Below are 24,357 nucleotides of genomic sequence, written 5' to 3'. Positions count from 1 at the left end.
ATTAAACCGAAAGCTCATGAAGTTGTATCTATTGGCGCTGCTTTTTCCTTTGATCAGTTGGATACCGACAGACGATCCGCCGCGCGTGTTTATGATCGGAGATTCTACCATGGCAGATAAACCACTGGTTGATAATCCCGAAAGAGGATGGGGACAATTGTTCCCCCTGTTTCTGCAGAAAGGCGTGACGGTAAAAAACTATGCCGTGAATGGCCGCAGTACCAAAAGTTTTATTAATGAGCACCGTTGGGATAGCGTTCTTGTGCAATTAAAGGCCGGAGACTGGGTGATTATACAATTTGGGCATAATGACTCCAAAAAGGATGATTCGACCCGTTTTGCGGCTCCTAAGGGCGCTTATAAGGATAATCTGATCCGTTTCGTAAAAGAGGCCCGGGCAAAAGGTGCTAATCCTATCCTCGTCACACCGGTAATGCGCCGGAAATTTGATGAGAAAGGCGCTTTTGTTGACCAGCATGGCGAATATCCCGGCGTAGTACGCGAGATCGCCGCCAGTCTGAAAGTACCTCTGATCGATCTGCATAAAAGCAGTGAAGCTCTGCTGGTACAACAGGGTGTACAAGGTTCTGAAAAATTGTTTAAGACCACTCCGGCAGGGCATTATACAACCCTGCCGAATGGCGTTACGGATAATACCCACTTTAATACTTATGGCGCTACACTGGTCGCCGGACTGGTAGCCAGAGAGATCCGGGATAAACATATCGGTCTGGAGAAATATCTGCAACAGACAGAGTTTGAAGGCAAATACCGTTTTGACCTGCCGGAGATCTATGAACCGCATTTTAAAAGAGATACATTTAGCATTGTCGCATTTGGTGCGAAAGCAGACGGGGTAACTCTGAACAGCAAAAGTATCAATGCCGCTATTACCAAAGCCAGCGAAAATGGTGGCGGAGTGGTGATGATTCCTGCGGGACTCTGGCTGACAGGACCACTTGTACTGAAAAGTAATGTGAACCTCTATCTCGCGCCAAATGCCTTGTTGCAGTTCACCACCGATTTTGACCAGTACCCTTTGGTAGAAACCACTTATGAAGGATTGAAAGCCATGCGTTGTCAGGCGCCTATATCTGCTGTAGGGGCAGAGAATATTGCTATTACCGGTAAAGGGATTATAGACGGTGGGGGAGATGCGTGGCGCATTGTCAAAAAAGATAAACTGACAGAGTCACAGTGGAAGAAATTACTGGCATCCGGTGGTATAGAAGGTGAAGATAAAAAGACCTGGTATCCTTCCGCGAAATCTCAGAAAGGATCACATACAAAACTGGCAGGTGTAATGGAAGCTGGTAAAACAGCGGCTGACTATAACGACATCAAGGACTTCCTTCGTCCGAATATGCTCAGCATTACTTCCTGCAAATATGTATTGCTGGAAGGTGTGACCTTCCAGAACTCACCTGCATGGTGTCTGCATCCTCTGCTGACCGAACATATTACGCTTAGAGATGTATACGCTAAAAATCCATGGTATGCACAAAATGGTGACGGGGTAGACCTCGAATCCTGCCGTTACGCACGTATTGAAGGCTGTACGTTTGATGTGGGAGATGATGGTATCTGTATCAAATCCGGTCGTGATGAACAGGGCCGCAGGCGTGGGGTCGCAACAGAAGATGTGATCGTGAATAATTGTACGGTATACCACGCACATGGCGGTTTTGTAGTCGGTAGTGAAATGTCTGGTGGTGCCAGAAATCTCTACGTTTCCAATTGCTCTTTCCTCGGTACCGATATCGGACTGCGTTTTAAAACAACGCGTGGTCGTGGTGGTGTAGTAGAAAAGATCTATGTAAACAACATCAACATGAAAGACATACCGGCAGAAGCGATCCTCTTTGATATGTATTATATGGCCAAAGATCCTGTGCCATTATCCGGAGAGAAACGGGAAGCGGTGAAAGTAGAACTGTTTCCTGTAACAGAAGCTACTCCTCAGTTCAGAGATTTTCATATCAGCAATGTGGTTTGTCACGGTGCAGAGAAAGCCATTTTTATACGGGGATTGCCGGAAATGCCGATCAGTGATATCCACCTGAAAGATATCACCATCAAGGCAAGGAAAGCAGGCGACTGTATCGTTGGCAACAATATCAGTATGAGCAACGTGACGCTGATCACAGAAGATAATGGTAAACTCAATGTACAGGACAGCAAACAGGTGAAACTGGACATTAGTAAAAGATAATTCACAAAGTATACGGCATGAAGAAACTACTGAATACCCTTTTGGTCCTCCTGCCGGTGACCGCTTTTGCACAATCGGCAAAGATGGCGGAAACCATGATACGGATATGGGGAGATTCTTTGCAACTGGCAGGACGACATGCACACTGGACCTATGATCAGGGTGTGGTACTGGAAGGGTTTACCGGATTGTGGAAGAACACCGGCGACGGCAAATATTTTAAATTCATACAGACAGGGCTTGATCATTACATTGAGAAAGACGGTACTATCCGCACTTATAAGGCTGAAGATTACAACATAGATAATATAAAAAATGGCCGCTCACTCTTATTGTTATACAAAGTAACAAACGAAGAGAAATATAAACTGGCAGCAGATAAGCTGAAAGCGCAGCTGGATAAAATGCCCCGTACAAAAGAAGGCGGCTTCTGGCATAAGAAACGGTATCCGTTTCAGATGTGGCTGGACGGATTGTACATGGCTGAACCTTTCTACGCAGAATACGCTGCGATGTATCACGATGAGACCGCATTTAAAGACATCACCCGTCAGTTTGTACTGATGGAAGAACATTCCCGTGATAATAAAACAGGTCTCCTGTATCATGGTTATGATGAATCCCGTGAGCAACGCTGGGCAGATAAGACAACCGGCCGTTCTCCTAATTTCTGGGGCCGTGCAATGGGCTGGTATGGTATGGCTCTGGTAGATGCACTGGAATATTATCCTGCGGGACATCCGGGCAGGGATAGTCTGCTGAAGATACTGAACCGGATGGCAGTAGCTGTGAAAAAGTATCAGGACCCCGCCAGCGGTTGCTGGTATCAGGTGCTGGATAAAGCAGGCGCCAAAGGCAACTATCTGGAAGCTTCCGGCTCCTGCATGTTTGTATATGCGCTGGCCAAAGGTGTCAGACTGGGTTATCTCCCTGCTTCCTACCGGACGGTTGCAGAGAAAGGCTATAAAGGTATTACCAGACAATTTGTGCGTACAGCACCGGAAGGAGGCGTTAACCTGGAAGGCACTGTGAGTGTAGCGGGGCTGGGGGGCGATCCTTACAGGGATGGCAGTTATGAATACTATCTGAGTGAGAAAGTAGTGACGAATGATCCCAAGGGAGTAGGGGCCTATATGCTGGCCTCAAATGAGATGGAGCAGGCAGCTATTCAGCAGACGGGTAAAGGACTGACAGTGACCATCGATAACTTTTTTAATAACGAATTCAGAAAAGGGATTACAGGTCAGCCGGAGTCATGGCACTACGTATGGAATGAAATGGATAATGGCGGCTTTTCTCTGTGGGGACATATTTTCCATAACAGAGGTGCAAAGACCAGCACTTTATCTGAAGCACCCACTGCGGCTAATCTGGCGAAGTCTAATATCCTGATTATTGTAGATCCTGATACTGAAAAGGAAACAGCGAAGCCTAACTACATGACCGGGGCACATGCCACGCAATTGACAAACTGGGTGAAGCAGGGCGGCGTACTTGTGATACTGCAAAACGACGCCGGTAACTCAGAGATCAACACCTTCAATACGCTGACCGACAAATTCGGTATTCATTTCAAAGAAGATAGCCGCAATCATGTAGAAGGAAAGCAATTTGAACAAGGTGCACTGTTCCTGCCTGCCGGCAACAGCGTATTCGCACATACAAAGAAGATTTACATCAAGGAGATCTCTACACTTGCTTTGCAATCGCCGGCCAAAGCACTGTATACCGACAAAGGAGATGTGATTATGGCAACCGCCAAAGTAGGTAAAGGGGCCGTATTTGCCGTAGGCGATCCATGGTTCTATAACGAATATCTGGATGGACGCCGTTTACCGGCTTCTTTTGAAAACTATCAGGCGGCGACTGATCTGACCGAATGGTTATTCAGACAGGTACCCCGCAAATAATTAGTAAACACGGTCGATGGAAGTGGTGCATTGACGCATTAAATAAGAAATATGCAATTGAACAAACAGTTTCTGACAGGCAAAGCACGTGCGGTATTGCCCGAAAAAGTACTGCAATTTGGTACGGGTGTATTACTGCGTGGCCTGCCTGATTATTTCATTGATAAGGCCAATAAGGCGGGCATTTTCAATGGTCGTATCGTTGTGGTGAAATCGACAGATAAGGGCAATACGGATGCTTACAATGAGCAGGATTATCTGTATACACATTGTATTCAGGGCATCTTGCAGGGCAGACGTGTGGAAGAATATGTTGTCAATGATGCAATCAGCAGGGTATTGTCTGCTACAGGTGAATGGGAACAGATCCTGCAATGTGCCACTGATCCGGAGATGGAGATTATTATTTCCAATACCACAGAAGTAGGTATCACGCTGACAGATGATAATATACATGCAGCTACGCCGGCTTCTTTTCCGGGTAAACTGCTGGCATTTCTCTTACATCGCTATCAGCATTTTAAAGGAGATATCAATAAAGGAATGGTGATCATTCCAACAGAACTCATACCGGATAACGGCACTAAACTAAAAAATATTCTGCTGGAGCTGGCAAACCGGCATCAGCTGGACATTGCTTTTGTGCATTGGTTATCTGCTGCGAATTATATCTGTAATTCACTGGTGGATCGTATCGTTCCGGGAGCACTTCCGGCAGCGGCGCAGGCTGTGTTAGAAGAGAAACTGGGCTATCAGGATAAACTGACGATCATGTCAGAGCCTTATGCTTTATGGGCGATAGAAACAGCTGATGAACGTGTCAGAAAGGTACTGGCATTTGCACCTGCAGATAGCGGGGTGGTACTGGCGCCGGACATAAATATCTTCCGCGAACTGAAACTGCGCCTCCTGAATGGTACACATACGCTTAGCTGCGGACTGGCCGTACTCGCCGGATTTGATACGGTGAAAGATGCGATGGAAGATCCTGCTATGGAAAGTTGTATTGCAGCACTTGCGCAACATGAAATAGTGCCCGCTATCACAGACGTCGCTATCCGCGAAGATGCGGCTTTGCGCTTTGCAGGCAGCGTGCTGGATCGCTTCAGAAATCCGTTTATTGAACATCGCTGGCTGAGTATTACCATGCAGTATACCTCCAAAATGAAGATGCGGGTGATACCCGTGATCGTACGGCATTATCAGCGGATGGAGGAAGTGCCTGCCCTGATGGCATTAGGCTTTGCGGCCTATCTGCTGTTTATGCGCGATGGAGAAGTGACAGATGATTATGCAGGTTATTTTAAAGAAAAATGGCAAAGACTGGAACCAGCGGTACTCGTGCAGACCGTATTGAAAGATACAGCCCTGTGGGGTGTTGATCTGACGCAGCTACCCGGTTTTGCACATGCAGTCACTATTATGACAGGAGCTTTGCTCACAGAGGGAGCTTCGTCACTTATCAGACGGGTATCAGAAGAAACAACGATCGCTTAAATAAAACAGCATATGACGGGATTGAAAAGGAAAGTCCTGAAAGTTCATCCGCAGGATAATGTAGTGGTGGCACTAACGGATCTGAAAAAAGGAGAAAGTGTGCAGGAAAATGGTCAGGTGTATACATTGACCGAAGACGTACCTGCAAAACACAAGTTTACAGAAACGCTTTTGCATCCGGGAGACGCCATCACCATGTATGGTGTACTGGTGGGCCGGGCCAAAGAGACCCTGCCGGCAGGTGCGAAGATAGCGGTAGGAAATGTAAAGCATGCCGCCAGCGATTTTCAGCTGGCAGCTACGCGTAAAACAGCATGGCATATACCAGATATATCCAAATGGAAGGATCGCACCTTTATGGGCTATCACAGAGCGGATGGTAGTGTCGGTACCGGTAACTATTGGCTGGTGATCCCGATGGTATTTTGTGAGAACAGGAATGTAGAGGTGTTAAGGGAGACACTGGTAGAAGAACTGGGTTATGGCCGTCCGAAAAAATATGCCGCCTTTGCCCGGCAACTGGCACAGCAATACCAGCAAGGTGCTGATGCCACCGCTATACTGGAAACGGTCTATACAGAAGACAATGCACAGAGCGGACAACAACGCCTGTTTGAGAATGTAGATGGGATCAAGTTCCTGACACATGAAGGTGGTTGTGGTGGCATTCGTCAGGATGCACAGACCCTTTGTGGACTACTGGCAGGTTATATCACGCATGCGAATGTAGCAGGAGCAACGGTCTTGAGTCTGGGTTGCCAGAATGCACAGATCACTATGCTGGAAGAAGAGATCCGTAAACGCGCGCCGCAGTTCAGCAAACCTTTATTTATACTCGATCAGCAACAGACAGGGACTGAGCAGGCTCTGATCACTGCGGCGGTAAAGCAGACAATGGCGGGATTGATTGAAGCGAATAAAATTACCCGTACACCTGCTCCTTTATCTAAGCTATGTATTGGATTGGAATGTGGTGGATCTGACGGATTTTCGGGTATTTCTGCTAACCCTGCTATTGGTTATACTTCTGATCTGCTGGTAGCTTTGGGTGGTTCAGTTATTTTATCTGAATTCCCGGAGCTTTGCGGTGTCGAACAGGAAATGAGTGATCGCTGTGTGGATACCGCAGATGCCTTACGTTTTATAGAACTGATGCGCACGTATCAACGTCGTGCAGAAGAAGCGGGTTCCGGTTTTGATATGAATCCTTCTCCGGGTAATATCAAAGACGGTCTTATTACCGATGCGATCAAATCAGCCGGTGCAGCAAAAAAAGGGGGCACCTCTCCGGTAGCCGCCGTACTGGATTATCCGCAGAAGGTAAGTCTGCCGGGGTTGAACCTGCTTTGTACACCGGGTAATGATGTAGAATCGACTACCGCAGAAGTAGGGGCGGGGGCCACTATCGTACTGTTTACCACCGGTCTGGGTACACCTACCGGTAATCCTGTGACGCCTGTTATAAAGCTGTCCAGTAATACAAAACTCTATCAGCGTATGCCGGATATTATCGATATCAATACAGGGACCATCATCGATGGTGAAGAGTCTATCCCTGAGGCGGGCGAACGTATTCTGAATTATGTCATCGATGTTGCCAGTGGAATTACACAAGCCAGATCCGTCATCAACGGACAGGATGATTTTATTCCATGGAAGAGAGGGGTATCACTGTAATCTACTAACCATTAATTAAACTGTCTACAATGAAGAAGTTCCTGGATGAACATTTTCTCCTGACTAACAATACTGCAAAACGTTTGTATCACGATTATGCAAAAGAGATGCCCGTGATCGATTATCATTGTCATCTTCCACCAGCCCAGATTGCAGCGGATACTACCTTTGGTACGCTGACACAGGCATGGCTGTATGGGGATCATTATAAATGGAGAGCCATGCGTACGAATGGGGTGCATGAAAGCTATTGCACCGGTAATAGAACAGATTGGGAGAAGTTTGAGAAATGGGCGGCTACGGTGCCATACACGTTGCGTAATCCGCTGTATCACTGGACACATCTGGAGTTACAGCGCTATTTTGATATACATGATATTCTAAGTCCGGAGACTGCCGCAGATATCTATTACAATGCCGGTGCACAACTGGAAACACCTGCTTTCAGTACCCGCAATCTGTTGCGTAAAATGAATGTCGCACTGGTATGTACGACTGATGATCCGGTTGATTCACTGGAACACCATCAGCAGTTAAGACAGGATGGTTTTGAAATACCTATTCTGCCTGCCTTCCGTCCGGATCAGGCGATGAATGTGGATGATCCGGAGAAATATAATGCGTATCTGACAAGACTGGAAGAGGCAGCAGGTATTACGATTGATACCTATGCAGATCTGCTGGAAGCATTGAAGAACAGACATGACTTTTTTGCATCGCAGGGTTGTTCAGTTTCTGATCATGGTATTGAAGAGATCTATGCGGAAGATTTTCTGGAAAAAGATATCAATGCCATATTCCTCAAAGTAAGAAGCGGACAGCGACTGAGCCTGCAGGAAGCCCGTCAGATCAAGTCTGCATTGTTGTTACAACTGGCGGAATGGGACTGGGAGAAAGGTTGGGTACAACAGTATCACCTCGGTGCTTTGAGAAATAACAACTCGCGTATGATGCGTGTATTGGGGCCAGATACCGGATGGGATTCGATCGGTGATTTCTCTCAGGCGAGAGCGCTGGCAAAGTTTCTGGACAGACTGGATAGTCAGGATAAATTGGCAAAGACAATATTGTATAATCTGAATCCGGCGGATAATGAATTGCTGGCTACGATGATTGGCAATTTCAATGATGGATCTGTAGCCGGTAAAGTGCAGTTTGGTTCTGCGTGGTGGTTCCTTGACCAGAAAGATGGTATGATCAAACAGATCAATGCATTGTCAAATATGGGACTATTGAGTCGTTTTGTAGGAATGTTGACAGACTCCCGCAGCTTTTTATCTTATCCCCGTCATGAGTATTTCCGCAGGATCGTATGTGAATTGTTTGGACAGGAGGTGGAGAACGGAGAGTTACCGAATGATGTAGCATGGATCGGTAAAGTAATAAAGGATATCTGTTACTACAATGCGCAGCAGTATTTTAACTGGAAAGAGCTGGCTGTGGAAGCTGGTGTAAGCCGGTAAAAAAAGCCGCATATAGCGGCAGTCATTATAATCCTCAGGTCAGTATAAAATAGGCTTTATCTGTTGGTATTCGCTAAAGCTGTTTTATTGGAAATCCTATCTGTTTGCGTCTTAAAAATCATGCGGCAACAGATGGCCTATTTTATACTTCCGGGACTAGCAGAGAATTGCATTCTCCATGTCACAATCTTCCTCTTTCTACGTAGCGTCTTTTTATCTTAAACGAGCTAAATATATATCCTACACTAAAGTTCCTTATGTTTTTGCCTGTAGAAAGCACTTCCGCAACAGGACTTCCGCTACGGAAGTGTATACAACTAAACAACTCTCAGATTTATAATTAACAATTCGCACAAGCGTAATTGGGCTTTTTGAGCGGCTCACTGGAAGTTGTTGCAAACTTACCGGAGAGAGGAGAAGAAACACATGGATTCTCAAATGCGATCAGATCTGCGAGGCCATTCTGCACTGTTTGTTCTGCACTTAAAGCATCATAATCGCCGTTTAAAATCAGTGTTCCGTTGAAGCGGGAACGTATGCCGGCAATGAGTGTGGCAGGCGTTGCCGTTTCGGTCAGCAGGTGTATGTAAGACAATCCATAAGTATCCAGTGCATCTGTCAGATATTCGTAAGTAGCGTCTATCTGATTGTGATGCTGCAGGTCATTGACCTGACTGTAAGGAGACAGGAGGATGCCTGTACGGTGCCTGCCTATTGCGTGACTGACAGCTGCAACGGCTTCGAGAATGAAGCGCACCCTGTTTGGAATGCTGCCGCCGTATTTGTCTGTCCGCTGATTGGTATCAGGGTGCAGGAACTGGTCCATTAAATATCCGTGCGCTGCGTGTATTTCCACTCCGTCGAAACCTGCTTCAATTGCCTGTGTTGCTGCCTTTACGTACTGCTGGACCATTTTTCCCACCTCTGATGTAGTCATTGCTCTTGGAGTGGCATGTGGCTGCCATCCCAGTTTCTCTGTCCATATCTCTCCTTTGGCGGGAATAGCCGAAGGAGCTATTACGTCTGCCTTAGCCGGCATGTTGGCAGGGTGTGATATACGCCCTGTGTGTTTGATCTGCAGGAAGATCCGGCCGCCGTTTTCATGTACAGCTTTTGTTACTTTCTTCCATCCTGAAATCTGATCCTTGCTATAGATTCCCGGCATGTGCGCCTGGCCCATACCGTTTTCTGCAGGACCGGTTCCTTCCGCGATGATCAGGCCGGCTTTGGCCCTTTGGCTGTAGTAGTTGACGGTCACGTCGTTGGGTATACCCGCCGGTACGCGACTTTTACTAGCGGTGGGCGCCATAACCACCTTGTTTGAAATGGCATAATTGCCTATGGTAGCGGATGATAATAATGTTGGATACATGGGTTCTTCAGTTAATTAATTCCAGAATGATTGTTCCAAAAAAATGCAAAAAAATATCAATGCCTGATGCTATACAATATATGGTCTGCCATGCTGTCCAACATTGCTTTATCACCGAATAGTACGTCCATCAACCAGATCGAACTGAAGCTTGCGTATAGGAACTGTGCTAATGTAGCCGGATCCTTTTCTGCTGGTATTTCGTTCATCTTTTGTGCTTTCTCCAAAAGTTCCTGTAATACGCTGATGCTTTGTCTTGCCTGTTCCTGTACAATGTGTCTTATGCCTTCATCCATTGAAGCCAGTTCAAAGGATGTCTTTACCATGAGGCAGGATTTCCCTTCTTTCCTGTTGTGGACCGCTCTTCGTATGATACTGTCTATCGCTGAAAGTGGTGATACCTTCTCACAGCACTGTTTGTAATCAAATAGTTTCTCCTTCGCGTAGTTCTGCAGACACTGTTGAAAGAGGGCGTATTTGTCACCGTAAGTATCATATATACTGGCCCGGTTCAGTTTCATTTCCTCACAGAGGTCCTGCATAGAAGTCGCATTGTATCCCTTCTCCCAGAAGAGATCCCTTGCTTTTTCCAGCTTTTCCTCAGGATCAAATGCTTTATTCCGTGCCATGATGCAAATATAGAATAATAGAATGAATGTTCCAAAATATTTTTAGAATGAGCGTTCCGGAATGCTTATTTTCCCTTAAAACGGGGAAAACGGTCTACAAAATAACCTTATATGTCTGCGGTAGGGGCTGATAATCATTATAGTACAGGTCGTATTGATGAAATGCAGGACTGTATTATATTTCAGCTGTCCTGACTGTAGAGGAGCGTACTCAGACGAGCCGGCATGGTACCCTTTTTGCCAAATGTATCACTGAACTGGATGACACGTTAGCTGGTACATCTATTTGTTAAACCAAAAAAGGAAGACATGAAAAAGCTCACTTTTATTGCCGCAACTATGCTGGCCGCCTGGATGTTTCAGGCTTGTAATTCAGGAAATACAGAAGCTAAGCACGAAGACTCAGTTGATAGTGCACAGGCTGTAAATAAAGAAACCGCTCCTGTTGATAAAGAATCATCTGACTTTGCAGTAAAAGCTGCTGACGGCGGCATGCTGGAAGTACAGGCTGGTAAACTGGCACAGGAAAAAGGTACGACTCAGCGGATAAAAGATTTCGGCGCATTACTGGTAGCTGATCACTCAAAAGCTGGTGATGAACTGAAAGGATTGGCGACGACTAAGAACATTACCCTGCCTGACAGTGTAGGATCAGATTACTCAGAGCACCTGAGAGATATGAGTAAACTCTCCGGTAAAGAGTTTGACAAACACTTCATTGACATGATGGTAAATGATCATGATAAAGATGTAGATATGTTTGATAAAGCATCACAGAATCTGACGGATCCGGATCTGAAAACATGGGCAGGTAATACATTGCCTACACTCAAGGCGCATCAGGATACAGCCAAGGCTATTCAGGCTGCCATGAAGAAGAAATAGAACAACGCTTAGCGTTGATTGTTAAAATAAGTAGTTGTTAGTTTTCGGATGATTTGTTGTGATTGTTGAGTTCGGGAATGTCGATCCGGAAGCTAACAACTCTTCTTTATATAAATAATTCTCCAGATTGGAACTTGTAGTTATATTTGTCCGGACGAGTGGAGAGTTATGTACGCAATAGTTGATATAGAAACTACAGGTGGCCATGCCAGTGCAAACGGCATCACGGAAATAGCCATTTACATTTATGACGGCCGGAACATTATACAGCAATACGACACGCTGATTAATCCGGGTGTGCCCATTCCCCGATATATTCAATCCCTTACAGGTATTACGGACGAAATGGTTGCAGGTGCTCCGGCATTTGATGAAGTAGCCGGTGATATTTTTTCCCTATTACACGATAAGATCTTCGTAGCACACAACGTTAATTTCGATTATTCCTTTATTCAATATCATCTTGCACAGGCAGGTTTTCAGTTACGCAGTAAAAAACTGTGTACGGTAAGGCTCGGGCGTAAGATCATTCCGGGACTGCCTTCTTACAGTCTGGGTAATCTTTGCAGATCACTGGAGATCTCCGTTACGCAACGCCACCGTGCGGCGGGAGATGCTGCTGCTACCGTAAAACTGTTTGGCCTGTTATTACAACAGGATACAGGTAAGGCAATCGCACATGCATTGTCCGCCCATTCCAAAGAACAATTCCTCCCACCCAATCTGCCACCTGAGCAGGTAACGGCATTGCCGGGTAGTCCTGGTGTCTACTATTTCCATGATCAGAAAGGAAAAGTAGTCTATGTCGGGAAGGCCAAAAATATCCGGAAGCGTGTCAATAGTCACTTTACCGGTAACAGTGCCGGCAGGAAGAGACAGGAGTTCCTGCGTAATATCTACAGCATTTCACACGAAGTGACGGGTACAGAGCTGATGGCGCATATATTGGAGAGTGTAGAGATCAAGCGACTGTGGCCGGTCTATAACTATTCGCAGAAATATATCGAATTCAAATACGGCTTTTATTGTTTTGAGGATCAGGAAGGCTATCTGCGGCTCGCAATTGAGAAACGCCGTAAATATTCCGCTCCCCTGCATTCTTTTCCTTTACTGGTACAAGGCCACCAGATGCTCCGGGGCCTGATCAGGGAATTTGATCTTTGTCCGCGCTTGTGCTTTTTACAAAAAGGACAGGGCGCCTGTTCTCCGATTCCCGATCATACCTGCCGTGGGGCCTGTGATAAAAAAGAGTTACCGGAAACATACAACCTCCGGGTAAAAGCCGCTATTATCCATATGCAGCAGCAACAACCGACATTTGCCATTATGGGCAGCGGAAGGGATGCGCAGGAGCAAAGTTGCATCCTGATGGAGAAAGGACGCTTTTACGGAATGGGGTATATTCCACGGGATACCGCCATCACAGAAGGGCCACAGTGCAAGGAATGGCTGACACAGTATCCTGAAAATGAATATATTCTGAATCTCATTCACCAGCATGCCGGCGCGCATGATCAGGAACTGCTGAAGTTTTCTTAGAGATAAACTGTGGTAATTCCCTCAAGCTAAAGTATTTTTGCGGACCTGAATGCAAAACCGGTTATTGATATCCTTGTCAATGACCTGTAAATGAAGGCTTTCATTTAATCATTTTTAATAGGTAAGTTTTTATTCATGTTAGAGTCAAATTTTCAGCTTCCCGGTCAGACGGCTTTTTATAAGGGAAAGGTAAGGGATGTATACACGATTGGTGACAAACTGATGGTGATGGCAGCGAGCGATCGTATCTCTGCTTTTGATGTTGTATTACCCCGCCCGATTCCTTACAAAGGACAGGTATTGAACCAGGTTGCTGCCATCATGCTGGAGGCAACAAAGGACATCGTTCCAAACTGGGTGAAAAAAGTTCCCCTGCCAAACGTAACAATTGGCTTGAAATGCGAAACTTTCCCTGTGGAAATGGTGGTACGCGGTAACCTTACCGGTCACGCGTGGAGAACTTACAAAAGTGGCAAACGTGAACTGTGTGGTGTAACCATGCCGGAAGGACTGAAAGAGAACGATTTCTTCCCTGCTCCGATCATCACACCAACGACCAAAGCGCATGAAGGCCACGATGAAGACATCTCCCGTGAAGATATCATCGCTAAAGGACTCGTTACCGAAGAAGACTACGAACAGCTGGAAAAATACACACTGGCCTTGTTTGCACGTGGTAAAGAACTGGCTGCAGCACGCGGTCTGATCCTCGTAGATACCAAATACGAATTTGGTAAAATCGGCGATACCATCTACGTGATCGATGAGATCCATACACCGGATTCTTCCCGTTACTTCTATGCAGAAGGTTATGAGGAAAAACAGAAAAACGGTGAACCGCAGAAACAACTGAGTAAAGAATTCGTACGTGAATGGCTGATGGCAAATGGCTTCCAGGGTAAAGACGGACAGCAGGTGCCTGAAATGACCGACGAATTTGTGAAGACAGTAAGTGAACGTTATATCGAGCTGTTTGAAAATATCACTGGTCAGCAATTTGTAAAGGAAGATGTTTCCAAAGCAGATGCTGAACAGAAGATCATCGAGACGCTGAAGACATTATAAGCAAAATGATAAAGCAGGAGGGCATATTTCAGATATGCCCTCCCTGCTTTTCAGAAACGGACATCTGACTATAGACCAACATGAAACACCTGGCCACGCTCAACAAGTATTTTGTAAAGTACAAATGGAGATTCCTCACCGGTTTGACCTGTACTGCTGTATCCATTGTATTCAGCGTGTTCCAGCCCATCATGGTAAGGCAGATCTTTGATCTGCTGGCACAAAACCTCAATAATTATAACCTGCTCAGCGATACAGGACTGAAAGCTGCTTTCCGCGGACAATTCACCAGTGTATTGGCATTCTACGGCGTCAGCATCCTGCTGTTTGCCCTCCTCTCCGGATTCTTCCTTTATCTCCAAAGACAATCGCTCATTGTGATGAGCCGTCATATTGAATATGACCTCAAGAACGAAATTTACCAGCATTACCAGCAGCTGGATCTTAACTTTTTTAAAATGCACCGTACCGGCGACTTAATGAGCCGTATTACGGAAGACGTATCAAGAGTACGTATGTATGTTGGTCCGGCGATCATGTACGCTACCCGCACCCTCTTTATGATCGTGATCGTGGTATACCTGATGATAGATGTAAATCCGCTGCTGACATTATATACTTTATCTCCGCTGCCTGTACTGGCGCTGATCATCTATTACGTGAATCATATCATTCACCGTAAAAGTGAGCGTATACAGTCGCAGCTCTCCAATATTACTTCCATCGCACAGGAATCTTACTCTGGTATCAGGGTGATCAAGTCCTATGTACAGGAAGAAGACAGCATTAAACATTTCGAGCAGGCCAGTGAAGATTATAAGATCAGCTCTGTCAGCCTTGCAAAGACCGATGCCCTGTTCCAGCCGAGTATGGCACTGATGATCGGACTGAGTGTCGTAATTACGATCTTCATTGGTGGTATTCAGGTGATCCACGGGAATATAACTGTAGGTAATCTGGCGGAATTTGTGATCTATGTGAATATGCTGATGTTCCCCTTCTTTTCGATCGGGATGGTGGCATCGATGATACAACGTGCAGCCGCCAGCCAACAGCGTCTTAACGAGTTCCTCGATATAAAACCGACCATTACGGATAACCCGGGTGCCGTTAATATGGATATTAAAGGAGAGGTTGTTTTTAAAAATGTGTCATTTACGTATCCGCATACAGGTATTCAGGCCATTAAAAACTTCAATCTCACGGTAAAGGCTGGTGAGAAAGTGGCGGTCATCGGTCGTACCGGTTCCGGTAAATCTACCCTTGCACAGTTGCTCATACGCATGTATGATCCGCAGGAGGGAGAGGTGTTGCTGGATCAGCAGAATATCCGTCAGGTGAAACTGGAAAGTCTGCGTAGCCAGATTAGTTATGTACCACAGGATGTCTTCCTTTTCTCCGATACCATCCAGAATAATATTCGGTTTGGTACGCCGGAGGCGAATCCGGAAACGGTGAGAAAGGCTGCCCGTCAGGCTTCCGTAGAAAAAGATATCCTCAATTTTACTGAAGGCTTTGATACATTGGTAGGGGAGAGAGGGGTGACGCTGAGCGGCGGACAAAAACAACGTATCTCCATTGCGCGTGGTCTGATCAAGGATCCGAACCTGTTAGTGTTTGATGACTGTCTGTCTGCCGTCGATGCCCGTACGGAGAAAGAGATCATTGGTAACCTCTACGCTTATCTGAAAGATAAAACCGCTATAATCATTACCCATCGCATTTTTGCGTTATTTGAGTTTGATAAGATTATTGTGCTTGAAGAAGGTAAAATTGTTGAAACAGGGACACATAATGAATTATTGGCATTAAACGGCTACTACGCTGAGTTATACGCCCGCCAGCAGTCTGGCGAAGAAGAATCCGTAATAGAATAGTAATCATATTCTTATATATACCTGTGAATCAGTAGGTAAAGCTATATTCTATCATTTTTCAAAATCATTTAAAATTATTTTGATATTTGTAAACTAATAGTATATTTGTTTCTTATTGGAAAAAGGATTTGATTCGTTAACAACTTAAATCTATCAACTGTGGCGTACGAAAATACCAATCAGCAGGAAAGAAATAATGACAGTATCTTTTCTAAACGATTGAAAGCGGGCAAAAGAAGAACTTACTTCTTTGATGTAAAGACCACTCGTGGAAATGATTATTTTCTGACCATTACTGAAAGCAAAAAACGCTTTAATGACAATGGTTATGACAGGCACAAAGTGTTTCTGTACAAGGAAGACTTCAACAAGTTCCTGAATGCATTGACAGAGACCATCAACTATGTGAAGACTGAGTTGATGCCCGACTTCGATTTTGATGCCTACAACCATGACTACGTACGTGATGATGAGGATGGCGAAGGTGCAGAAGCTGCTGTTGAATCAGTAGTAGAAGCTGCTGTAGTTGCAGCGCCTGTTGCCGCATCTGCTTCTTCTCATACTGAGGACGTAGACAAATGGTAATATTACTTTAGATCATTTTTATTTGATGATATATAAAACCTCCGGTTTCTCCGGAGGTTTTTTTATGCCCCTGTATCAAGGTATTTCTTCTGCTCATTTACTACCAGATAATGTATTGCTATCGCACCCGATTACACGGATAAATAATTGAATGTGAGAATGTTATAACACACCTTCCGATCAAAGTGCCGTTAAATGTCTGATCATTAGTCTGTTAGGTCTTTAGTCTCCCATATACAACGTCATAAAGCCGCCATTACGCCGGCATTACTTCGCTCATAAACGGACAGATGAGGGTATAATACCGATATAATCACGTTGTTATGGCAAAAGAAAGTGACATTTAAGCCATAATACCTTGTTGTTCAGGCGTTACTGTGATGGTGATACCGGTCAGATATGATGCCGGTGGAAAAGGGGTTGCAGAGGACAGAACGGGGTAATTCCAAGAATAGTTATATATGTAGAAAAAGACAGCTATAAACGAAAAAGGACTCCTTATGGAGCCCTTTCTCATTATTCAATTATACAGTCAATGCTTATTTTTTCATCTGCTTCCAGGCATTGATCAGACCATTCGTAGAGGCGTCATGGCTGGTTACAGCATCTGCGCTTTCCAGTTCAGGAAGGATCTTGTTAGCCAGTTGTTTACCTAATTCCACGCCCCACTGATCAAAGCTGTAGATATTCCAGATAACACCCTGTACAAAGATCTTATGTTCGTATAGTGCAACCAGTGAACCGAGGGATCTCGGTGTGATTTCTTTTACGAGGAAAGAGTTGGTGGGTCTGTTACCGGTGAATACTTTATAAGGCAGTAATTTTTGAATTTCTTCTTCTTTCAGGCCGGATTTTACCAGTTCTGCGCGCACTTCTTCTTCGGTTTTACCATTCATCAGTGCTTCCGTCTGTGCGAAGAAGTTAGACAACAGTTTCACATGGTGATCACCGATCGGATTGTGACTGATCGCAGGCGCGATGAAGTCAGCCGGAATGATACGGGTACCCTGATGGATCAGCTGATAGAAAGCGTGCTGTCCGTTGGTACCAGGTTCACCCCATACGATAGGACCGGTTTCATAAGAAACAGGTTTACCGCTACGGTCTACGTATTTACCATTACTTTCCATATTACCCTGCTGGAAGTAAGCGGCAAAACGGTGCATATACTGGTCGTATGCCAGAATAGCCTCTGTAGCAGTATCGAAGAAGTTACCATACCACAGGCCGATCAGGGCCATGATAGCAGGAATATTCTTCTCCAGCGGAGTTGTACGGAAATGATTATCTACTGCATGAGCGCCTTCCAGTAAAGCTTTGAAATGTTCAAAACCAACGGTCAGGGAGATGCTCAGACCGATTGCGGACCATAAAGAATAACGGCCGCCAACCCAGTCCCAGAATTCGAACATGTTAGCCGGATCGATACCAAATGCGGTTACTGCTTTTTCGTTGGTAGACAGTGCTGCGAAGTGTTTTGCAACAAAGGCTTCATCTTTTGCCGCATCGAGGAACCACTGACGTGCAGTTAATGCGTTGGTCATCGTTTCCTGTGTGGTGAAAGTTTTGGAAGCGATCAGGAAGAGGGTTTCTTCCGGTGTTACTTTTTTAAGTGTTTCAGCGATGTGTGTACCGTCTACGTTGGATACGAAGTAAGGCTGAATACCTTCTTTCCAGTAAGGTTTCAGGGCTTCTGTCACCATTACCGGACCAAGGTCAGAACCACCGATACCGATGTTTACGATATAACGTATAGGCTTGCCGGTATACCCTTTCCACTCGCCGCTATGGATACGCTTTGTGAAGCTTTCCATTTTATTCAGTACGGCCTGTACTTCAGGCATCACGTCTTTTCCGTCCAGTAGTACCGGATTGCCGGAGAAGTTACGGAGTGCAGTATGCAGTACGGCTCTGTTTTCTGTCGCATTGATTTTTTCTGCACTGAACATGGCTTTGATACCTTCTTCAACACCGGTTTCTTTTGCCAGTTGCAGTAAATATTGAAGCGTTTCTTCTGTGAGGATGTTCTTTGAATAGTCGAACAATATGTCTTCAAAAGAAAGAGTAAACTTGTTGAATCTGTCCGCATCCTTCGCAAACAGTGTGCGGAGGTGCGTTTCCTTCATCTTGGAAGCATGCTGCTGCAGCTGTTGCCAGGCTTGTGTAGCAGTAGGATTAGTCGTTGGGAACATAAAAACGCATTTTATGGTATCAAAAGTAATAAAATAGTTAGATAGTCACAGGACCAAAAGGCCGGAAAGGAGGACCAATATTAAAGATAACCTGTTCAGGCAGTGCAGGCTATATCTCCGGTAAAATATACAAGGGAAAAGCGGATAACGACATCTGTTATGACAATCTGCGGTTGGTGATCAGCCGCCATACACTGCTGATGGTGATGATGAGCATAGCTCCGATACAAGAACAGATAACCGGTATTTCGGCTGCGCCACCAGCTGTCTGTCTTTTTACAATGATACCATAAAGGGCCCATAGTGCCACCAGTCCTACGATAATGTTATGTCTGCGTATAATCAGCAACGTTGATCCGATGGTACATAACACAATGAGAAAAATAGTACCCGGCACACTCATGCCATTCCAGCCAAGATAGACCATAAAAGCGGCAATATTTGCAATAGTGGCCACACAGATCCAGCCCAGATAAAGACTGAAAGGAAGGTGTACGAATAGTTTTTCGATCTTACCGGCAGAGCGGGGGAGGGAGATGTTGAAATTCAGGTGGATGGCCAGCAGGCATACCAGTAATCCTAACATGAGTAGTACGGACAATGGCAGCAGCTCATAATGCCACGCAAAAAGCCAGCAGGAATTGGTCATACAGCTGATCAGCCACCAGCCACGCAGGCGTTCCATAAAGCGCGCGAGTTCTTCGGTATGACCATTGGAAAATGCCAGCCATAACTGATAAACAATGAAGCCCAGTAAAGTGAGATAGATCAGCCCCCAGATCGCGAATGTAAGACCAGCAGGTACAAAGAGGTTATCGTATTTGTCTGAAACGTCGGCGGTACTCCTGTTGTTAATAACATTGAGGTTGGCCAGCAGATTAACAACGATCACCATGATGTACCCTATTGTATTAAATATCGCACGGTTCTTATAGTAAAGGGTCTTATGGGAGGTTGTCATAGATAGAAAAAGTTTTTAATTGACTGGGAATTAATATGCTAAAAGTCCCGCAAATATTGTTCCCCTTTTTCCTTACATTTGCGCCCATTATGACAGCAGAACAACTCAAAGCTATGAGGGACCGTCTCCATGTCCTGGGAGGTTTTCTTTGACGTCCAGGACCGCATAGCTAAAATCGAAAATGACAAACAATTAACGTTAGCCCCCGGCTTCTGGGACGACAACGCCAGGGCTACGTCGATTTTGAAAGAGATTAAAGTGAATAAGTTCTGGGTTGACCTGTATGAGGCGGTACAAACGTCTATAGAGGACAGCGCAGTGCTGCTTGACTTCCAGAAAGAGGGTGAAGCCTCCGAAGAGGAAGTTACGCAGGCCTACCAGTCTGCCACAATAGCTCTTGACGAATTGGAATTTAAATCAACACTGAACGAACCGGAAGACGAAATGCCGGCAGTGCTCACCATCAACTCAGGTGCCGGTGGTACCGAAAGTCAGGATTGGGCGGAGATGCTGTTGCGTATGTACCGTATGTACGGGGAAAAACAGGGTTGGAAAGTATCCGAAATTGATGTGCAATACGGGGATGGCGCTGGTATTAAGTCGGCTTCCCTGGAAATGGATGGCAGCTTCGCCTATGGGTTGCTGAAAGCAGAAAGCGGGGTACACCGTCTGGTACGTATCTCTCCGTTTGATGCCAACGCCCGCAGACATACTTCCTTCGCTTCCATATTTGTATATCCACTGGTGGATGATACCATTGAAATCGCTGTCAACCCTGCCGACCTCGAATGGGAATTCTACCGTTCGGGTGGTAAAGGTGGTCAGAACGTAAACAAGGTGGAAACCGCCGTGCGTTTAAAGCACATTCCTTCCGGCATTATTATCGAATGTCAGCAGGCGCGGACACAGGGTGAGAACCGTGAAAAGGCCCTTACCATGTTGAAATCACGACTGTATGAGGAAGAACTGCGCAAACGTGAGGAACTGAAGAATGCCGCCAATGCTAACAAGCGTAAGATCGAGTGGGGCTCACAGATCCGTTCCTATGTATTCCATCCTTACAAAATGATCAAAGATCACCGTACGGATTATGAAGTAGGAAACGTACAGCCTGTTATGGACGGCGAACTGGAGGGTTTCATCAAGGCTTACCTGATGATGTCCAAAGGAGAAGAATAACGTAACTTTGCCCATATGCCATGTGCTGATAAGTTGACAATGCTCAACTTATCAGCACTTTTGCATATTATACCACATGCACAGGCTTATGTGTACAGGGGATTTATTGCGGCCATTGCAGCACGGCGACTGCACGGAGACACTCACAACAGCAGACTTTCAGCTGACAGAGAGAGAAGTGCCGGTAACGCCAATTGCCAGAGAAAAGACATACCATTGCTGCCGCGTTATAACGTTACAACATTAGCAACTATACTTACAGGGTGTAGTGGAAACAACAAGATCGAAAACTAAAACATCTGAGAATGCATAATGCTTATTTTCAATTTGCTGCACCTGCCAATGAACCAGTGTACAGCTATGCACCAGGTTCCCCCGAAAGGGAAGCTCTGAAAAAACAACTGGCTGCTTTCAAAGCCCAGGAGTTTGATATTCCGATGTATATCGGTGATAAAGAGGTGCGTACAGGTAAGACAATTGACATCCGTCCTCCTCATGAAATAAAGCATAAACTGGGTCATTTCCACGAAGGAGATGCCAGTCACGTAAAAGATGCCATCGCTGCTGCACTGGCTGCCCGCACCAAATGGGCAGATACACCATGGGAACAGCGCGCCGGCGTATTTATGAAAGCAGCAGAGCTGATCGCCACCAAATATCGTTATCACCTGAATGCAGCCACTATGCTGGGTCAGAGTAAAAACGCATATCAGGCAGAAATCGACAGCGCCTGCGAATTCATCGACTTCCTCCGTTTCAACGTTCACTACCTTACTGATATATACAAACAACAACCTTACAGTCCGCAGGGTATCCACAACCGTCTGGAATACCGTCCTCTGGAAGGTTTCGTTGTAGCCATCACACCATTTAACTTTACCGCTATTGCCGGTAACCTGCCTACTTCTGCTGCTATGTGCGGTAACGTCGTAGTATGGAAACCTGCCTATACACAGGTATTGGCTGCGCATGTGATCATGCAGATCCTGAAAGAAGCTGGTCTGCCTGATGGCGTGATCAACCTCGTGTATACAGATGGTCCGGTACTGGGCGATATCTGCTTTAGTCATCCTGACTTCGCCGGTATCCATTTCACCGGTTCAACCGGCGTATTCCAGCACATGTGGAAGACCATCGGTACCAACATCCACAAATACAAAACATATCCGCGTATAGTAGGTGAAACCGGTGGTAAAGACTTCGTACTGGCACACAAATCAGCGGATGTTGATATTACAGCGATCGCGCTGGCACGTGGTGCTTTTGAATATCAGGGCCAGAAATGTTCCGCTGCTTCCCGTGCTTATCTGCCATCTAACATTGCAGAAGCCGTGAAAGCGAAACTGGTTGCTGAACTGAAAACCATGAAAATGGGTACGACAGAAGATTTCAGCAACTTTATCAATGCCGTGATAGACGAGCGTTCTTTTGATAAGATCGCTAACTACATCGAGAATGCAAAGAAAGACCCTAAGGCGAAGATCATTGCCGGTGGTAATTACAATAAATCTGAAGGTTATTTCATCGAACCAACCGTGATCGAAGTTACTGATCCCCGCTATGTAACCATGTGCGAAGAGATCTTCGGACCAGTGCTGACTATCTACGTATACGAAGCAGATAAATTCGAAGAGATCATGGAGATCGTTGATACAACTTCTCCATATGCACTGACAGGTTCTATCATTGCACAGGATCGTTATGCAGTTGATCTGGCGACTAAAAAGCTGGTGAATGCCGCAGGTAACTTCTACATCAACGATAAGCCAACCGGCGCCGTTGTCGGCCAGCAGCCATTTGGTGGTGCACGTGCATCCGGTACCAATGATAAAGCTGGTTCTGCATTGAACCTGTATCGTTGGTTAAGTGCAAGAACAGTGAAAGAAACATTGGTGCCACCAACGGATTACAGATATCCGTTCCTGAAGGAAGACAAATAGTATCAGGCAGCAATAACCAATCAGGCATTCAATGTTTGAAATGAAGGTGAGAATGATATAATGATTGATTTTTTATTGCCGGAAATAATAAAAGGGCGCTTCAGTTACTGAAGCGCCCTTTTGTATTTTAAAAGCTATTTGCAACTCCCCGGTACTTGTTCTGATATTTTCAAATATAAGACGCATGGCGTCCTGAATGGTCCTTATCAGCAAGCCCTTGTCTCCATCCTTAATGCTGTACCTTCTTCAAGGCAGCCAGGGCTTCTGACACATGTTTAGGCCCGTCTGTCAGGTTATTGAACACATAGGTGATCACACCCTGCTGATCTACGACATACGTCACTCTGCCCGGAATAAACATCGTTTTGGGTACCCCAAACTGCTTCCTCACTTTGTTGCCTTTGTCAGCCAATAAGGTGAAAGGAAGCCGGTGATGCTCTGCAAAGCTTTTATGAGAAGCTACATCGTCTCCGCTGATGCCGATTACTTTTGCGCCAAGACTGGTAAAATCTTCATAGGAATCCCTGAAAGAGCAGGCTTCTTTAGTACAGCCGCTGGTTTCGTCTTTAGGATAGAAGTAGATGATCAGTGGCTGTTTGCCAAGTACGGTGTTAATATCAAAGGTCTGACCATGCTGGTCCTGCAGCTGGAAAGAAGGCACTTTATCGCCTGCTTTCAGCTGGCCCTGTGCTTTGCCGAAAAGAATCATAAATAGGATTATAAGTATGGATCTTGTTTTCATTTAAATACGTCAGGATAAATGTACGAAACAGAAAATACCAACGAAACTTTTGTTACCCGCTATTAATCATTATTTTTGGCCCTTTAAATCCGCAAACTTTGAAGACCATATTGAATGGTACGCAAGTGGCCATAACCGTAGACAGACTTTGTCACCAGTTGATTGAAAATCATCTGGATTTTTCCCAGAGTGTGCTGATAGGCTTGCAGCCGAGAGGGATCTATCTGTCAGATCGGATCTATCACACCCTGAAAAAATTATTACCCGGAGTACATATCAATTACGGGAAACTGGACATCACCTTTTACAGGGATGATTTCAATACCTCTTTGCATGTACCCAATGAGACAACGATCGATTTTTCGCTGGAAAATAAAAAAGTGATCCTGGTGGACGACGTATTATATACCGGTCGTACTACCCGTTCCGCATTGGACGCCATGCTTGATTTCGGACGTCCTTCTGTAGTGGAACTGCTGGTACTGATCGACCGTCGTTTTACCCGTCAGTTGCCTATTCAGGCAGACTATACAGGTCGTACAGTAGACGCTATCATCTCCGAAAAGGTGAAGGTGCGCTGGTCTGAAAGAGATGGTAGAGATGAGGTCATCCTCGAATAACCGATACAGATG

19 protein-coding genes are annotated in these 24,357 nt (G+C 45.5%); 14 read left to right on the top strand and 5 right to left on the bottom strand.

Translation table 11 applies throughout. The features are described 5' to 3' along the window. The first annotated feature begins 16 nt into the window (after nucleotides 1-16). From FEF09_RS16260 to uxaC, 5 genes are read left to right on the top strand one after another with little or no spacing between them, the layout of a single operon-like run. Complete coding sequence (locus FEF09_RS16260; RefSeq protein WP_146306105.1) at nucleotides 17-2,212, top strand: glycosyl hydrolase family 28 protein; 2,196 nt, start codon at nucleotides 17-19, stop codon at nucleotides 2,210-2,212. A 17-nt stretch (nucleotides 2,213-2,229) separates the two neighbouring features. Beyond that, complete coding sequence (locus FEF09_RS16255) at nucleotides 2,230-4,122, top strand: DUF4350 domain-containing protein (protein ID WP_146306104.1); 1,893 nt, start codon at nucleotides 2,230-2,232, stop codon at nucleotides 4,120-4,122. Nucleotides 4,123-4,173: 51 nt separating this feature from the next. Beyond that, the gene (locus tag FEF09_RS16250) at nucleotides 4,174-5,619 is read left to right on the top strand and encodes a tagaturonate reductase (protein WP_146306103.1); all 1,446 of its coding nucleotides are present in this window, start codon (nucleotides 4,174-4,176) and stop codon (nucleotides 5,617-5,619) included. A gap of 12 nt (nucleotides 5,620-5,631) precedes the next feature. Beyond that, nucleotides 5,632-7,296, top strand: coding sequence for a UxaA family hydrolase (locus tag FEF09_RS16245; RefSeq protein WP_146306102.1), 1,665 nt, complete (start codon nucleotides 5,632-5,634; stop codon nucleotides 7,294-7,296). 29 nt (nucleotides 7,297-7,325) lie between these two features. Then, nucleotides 7,326-8,759 (top strand): glucuronate isomerase, encoded by a 1,434-nt coding sequence (uxaC, locus tag FEF09_RS16240; protein WP_146306101.1) that lies wholly within the window; start codon nucleotides 7,326-7,328, stop codon nucleotides 8,757-8,759. Nucleotides 8,760-9,099: 340 nt separating this feature from the next. Here the strand turns inward: uxaC and FEF09_RS16235 are convergent, their stop codons facing one another. Together FEF09_RS16235 and FEF09_RS16230 are read right to left on the bottom strand one after the other, a co-directional pair. Next, nucleotides 9,100-10,131, bottom strand: coding sequence for an alkene reductase (locus tag FEF09_RS16235; RefSeq protein WP_146306100.1), 1,032 nt, complete (start codon nucleotides 10,129-10,131; stop codon nucleotides 9,100-9,102). A gap of 56 nt (nucleotides 10,132-10,187) precedes the next feature. Beyond that, entirely contained in the window at nucleotides 10,188-10,760 is a 573-nt protein-coding gene (locus FEF09_RS16230; RefSeq protein ID WP_012793096.1) for a TetR/AcrR family transcriptional regulator, read from the bottom strand. A 309-nt stretch (nucleotides 10,761-11,069) separates the two neighbouring features. On the opposite strand from FEF09_RS16230, the gene FEF09_RS16225 reads away from it, so the two are divergent. The 5 genes from FEF09_RS16225 to FEF09_RS16205 all read left to right on the top strand — a co-directional run bounded on the left by FEF09_RS16225 (nucleotide 11,070) and on the right by FEF09_RS16205 (nucleotide 16,711). Then, a complete protein-coding gene (locus FEF09_RS16225) occupies nucleotides 11,070-11,645 on the top strand; it encodes a DUF4142 domain-containing protein (RefSeq protein WP_146306099.1) in 576 nt (191 codons plus the stop codon). 168 nt (nucleotides 11,646-11,813) lie between these two features. Continuing rightward, nucleotides 11,814-13,184, top strand: a complete 1,371-nt coding sequence (locus tag FEF09_RS16220; RefSeq protein WP_146306098.1) for an exonuclease domain-containing protein — start codon at nucleotides 11,814-11,816, stop codon at nucleotides 13,182-13,184. A 135-nt stretch (nucleotides 13,185-13,319) separates the two neighbouring features. Beyond that, nucleotides 13,320-14,249, top strand: coding sequence for a phosphoribosylaminoimidazolesuccinocarboxamide synthase (locus tag FEF09_RS16215; RefSeq protein WP_146306097.1), 930 nt, complete (start codon nucleotides 13,320-13,322; stop codon nucleotides 14,247-14,249). A gap of 80 nt (nucleotides 14,250-14,329) precedes the next feature. Continuing rightward, a complete protein-coding gene (locus FEF09_RS16210) occupies nucleotides 14,330-16,126 on the top strand; it encodes an ABC transporter ATP-binding protein (protein WP_146306096.1) in 1,797 nt (598 codons plus the stop codon). A gap of 159 nt (nucleotides 16,127-16,285) precedes the next feature. After that, nucleotides 16,286-16,711: a DUF3276 family protein gene (locus FEF09_RS16205; protein ID WP_012793091.1), complete on the top strand. Its 426-nt coding sequence runs from the start codon at nucleotides 16,286-16,288 to the stop codon at nucleotides 16,709-16,711. 539 nt (nucleotides 16,712-17,250) lie between these two features. Here the strand turns inward: FEF09_RS16205 and pgi are convergent. Beyond that, complete coding sequence (gene pgi, locus FEF09_RS16200; RefSeq protein ID WP_146306095.1) at nucleotides 17,251-18,903, bottom strand: glucose-6-phosphate isomerase; 1,653 nt, start codon at nucleotides 18,901-18,903, stop codon at nucleotides 17,251-17,253. A 157-nt stretch (nucleotides 18,904-19,060) separates the two neighbouring features. Then, on the bottom strand, nucleotides 19,061-19,864 hold the full coding sequence (locus tag FEF09_RS16195; RefSeq protein ID WP_146306094.1) for a hypothetical protein: 804 nt from the start codon (nucleotides 19,862-19,864) through the stop codon (nucleotides 19,061-19,063). 89 nt (nucleotides 19,865-19,953) lie between these two features. On the opposite strand from FEF09_RS16195, the gene prfB reads away from it, so the two are divergent. The 3 genes from prfB (at nucleotide 19,954) to pruA (ending at nucleotide 22,983) form a co-directional block, all read left to right on the top strand. Further along, nucleotides 19,954-21,043 (top strand): peptide chain release factor 2 gene (gene prfB / locus FEF09_RS16190; protein WP_186774372.1). Its coding sequence is split into 2 segments (ribosomal slippage): nucleotides 19,954-20,013 and nucleotides 20,015-21,043, totalling 1,089 coding nucleotides; the frame shifts between segments, so codons are not numbered across the junction. A gap of 39 nt (nucleotides 21,044-21,082) precedes the next feature. Continuing rightward, complete coding sequence (locus tag FEF09_RS16185; RefSeq protein WP_146306092.1) at nucleotides 21,083-21,337, top strand: hypothetical protein; 255 nt, start codon at nucleotides 21,083-21,085, stop codon at nucleotides 21,335-21,337. Between the two features lie 11 nt (nucleotides 21,338-21,348). Then, nucleotides 21,349-22,983 (top strand): L-glutamate gamma-semialdehyde dehydrogenase, encoded by a 1,635-nt coding sequence (pruA, locus tag FEF09_RS16180; RefSeq protein ID WP_146306091.1) that lies wholly within the window; start codon nucleotides 21,349-21,351, stop codon nucleotides 22,981-22,983. Between the two features lie 229 nt (nucleotides 22,984-23,212). Here the strand turns inward: pruA and FEF09_RS16175 are convergent, their stop codons facing one another. Further along, nucleotides 23,213-23,692, bottom strand: coding sequence for a peroxiredoxin (locus tag FEF09_RS16175; protein ID WP_146306090.1), 480 nt, complete (start codon nucleotides 23,690-23,692; stop codon nucleotides 23,213-23,215). Nucleotides 23,693-23,823: 131 nt separating this feature from the next. Here FEF09_RS16175 and pyrR point away from each other — a divergent pair, with 131 nt between their 5' ends. Continuing rightward, nucleotides 23,824-24,345 carry a bifunctional pyr operon transcriptional regulator/uracil phosphoribosyltransferase PyrR gene (gene pyrR, locus FEF09_RS16170; RefSeq protein ID WP_146306089.1) on the top strand — a complete coding sequence of 174 codons (522 nt, stop codon included), beginning with the start codon at nucleotides 23,824-23,826 and terminating at the stop codon, nucleotides 24,343-24,345. Nucleotides 24,346-24,357: the final 12 nt, after the last annotated feature.

The organism is Chitinophaga pinensis, from assembly GCF_007896845.1.
GTDB classification, from domain to species: Bacteria; Bacteroidota; Bacteroidia; order Chitinophagales; family Chitinophagaceae; genus Chitinophaga; species Chitinophaga pinensis_C.
This window is presented reverse-complemented; position numbering and strand designations above follow the sequence as displayed.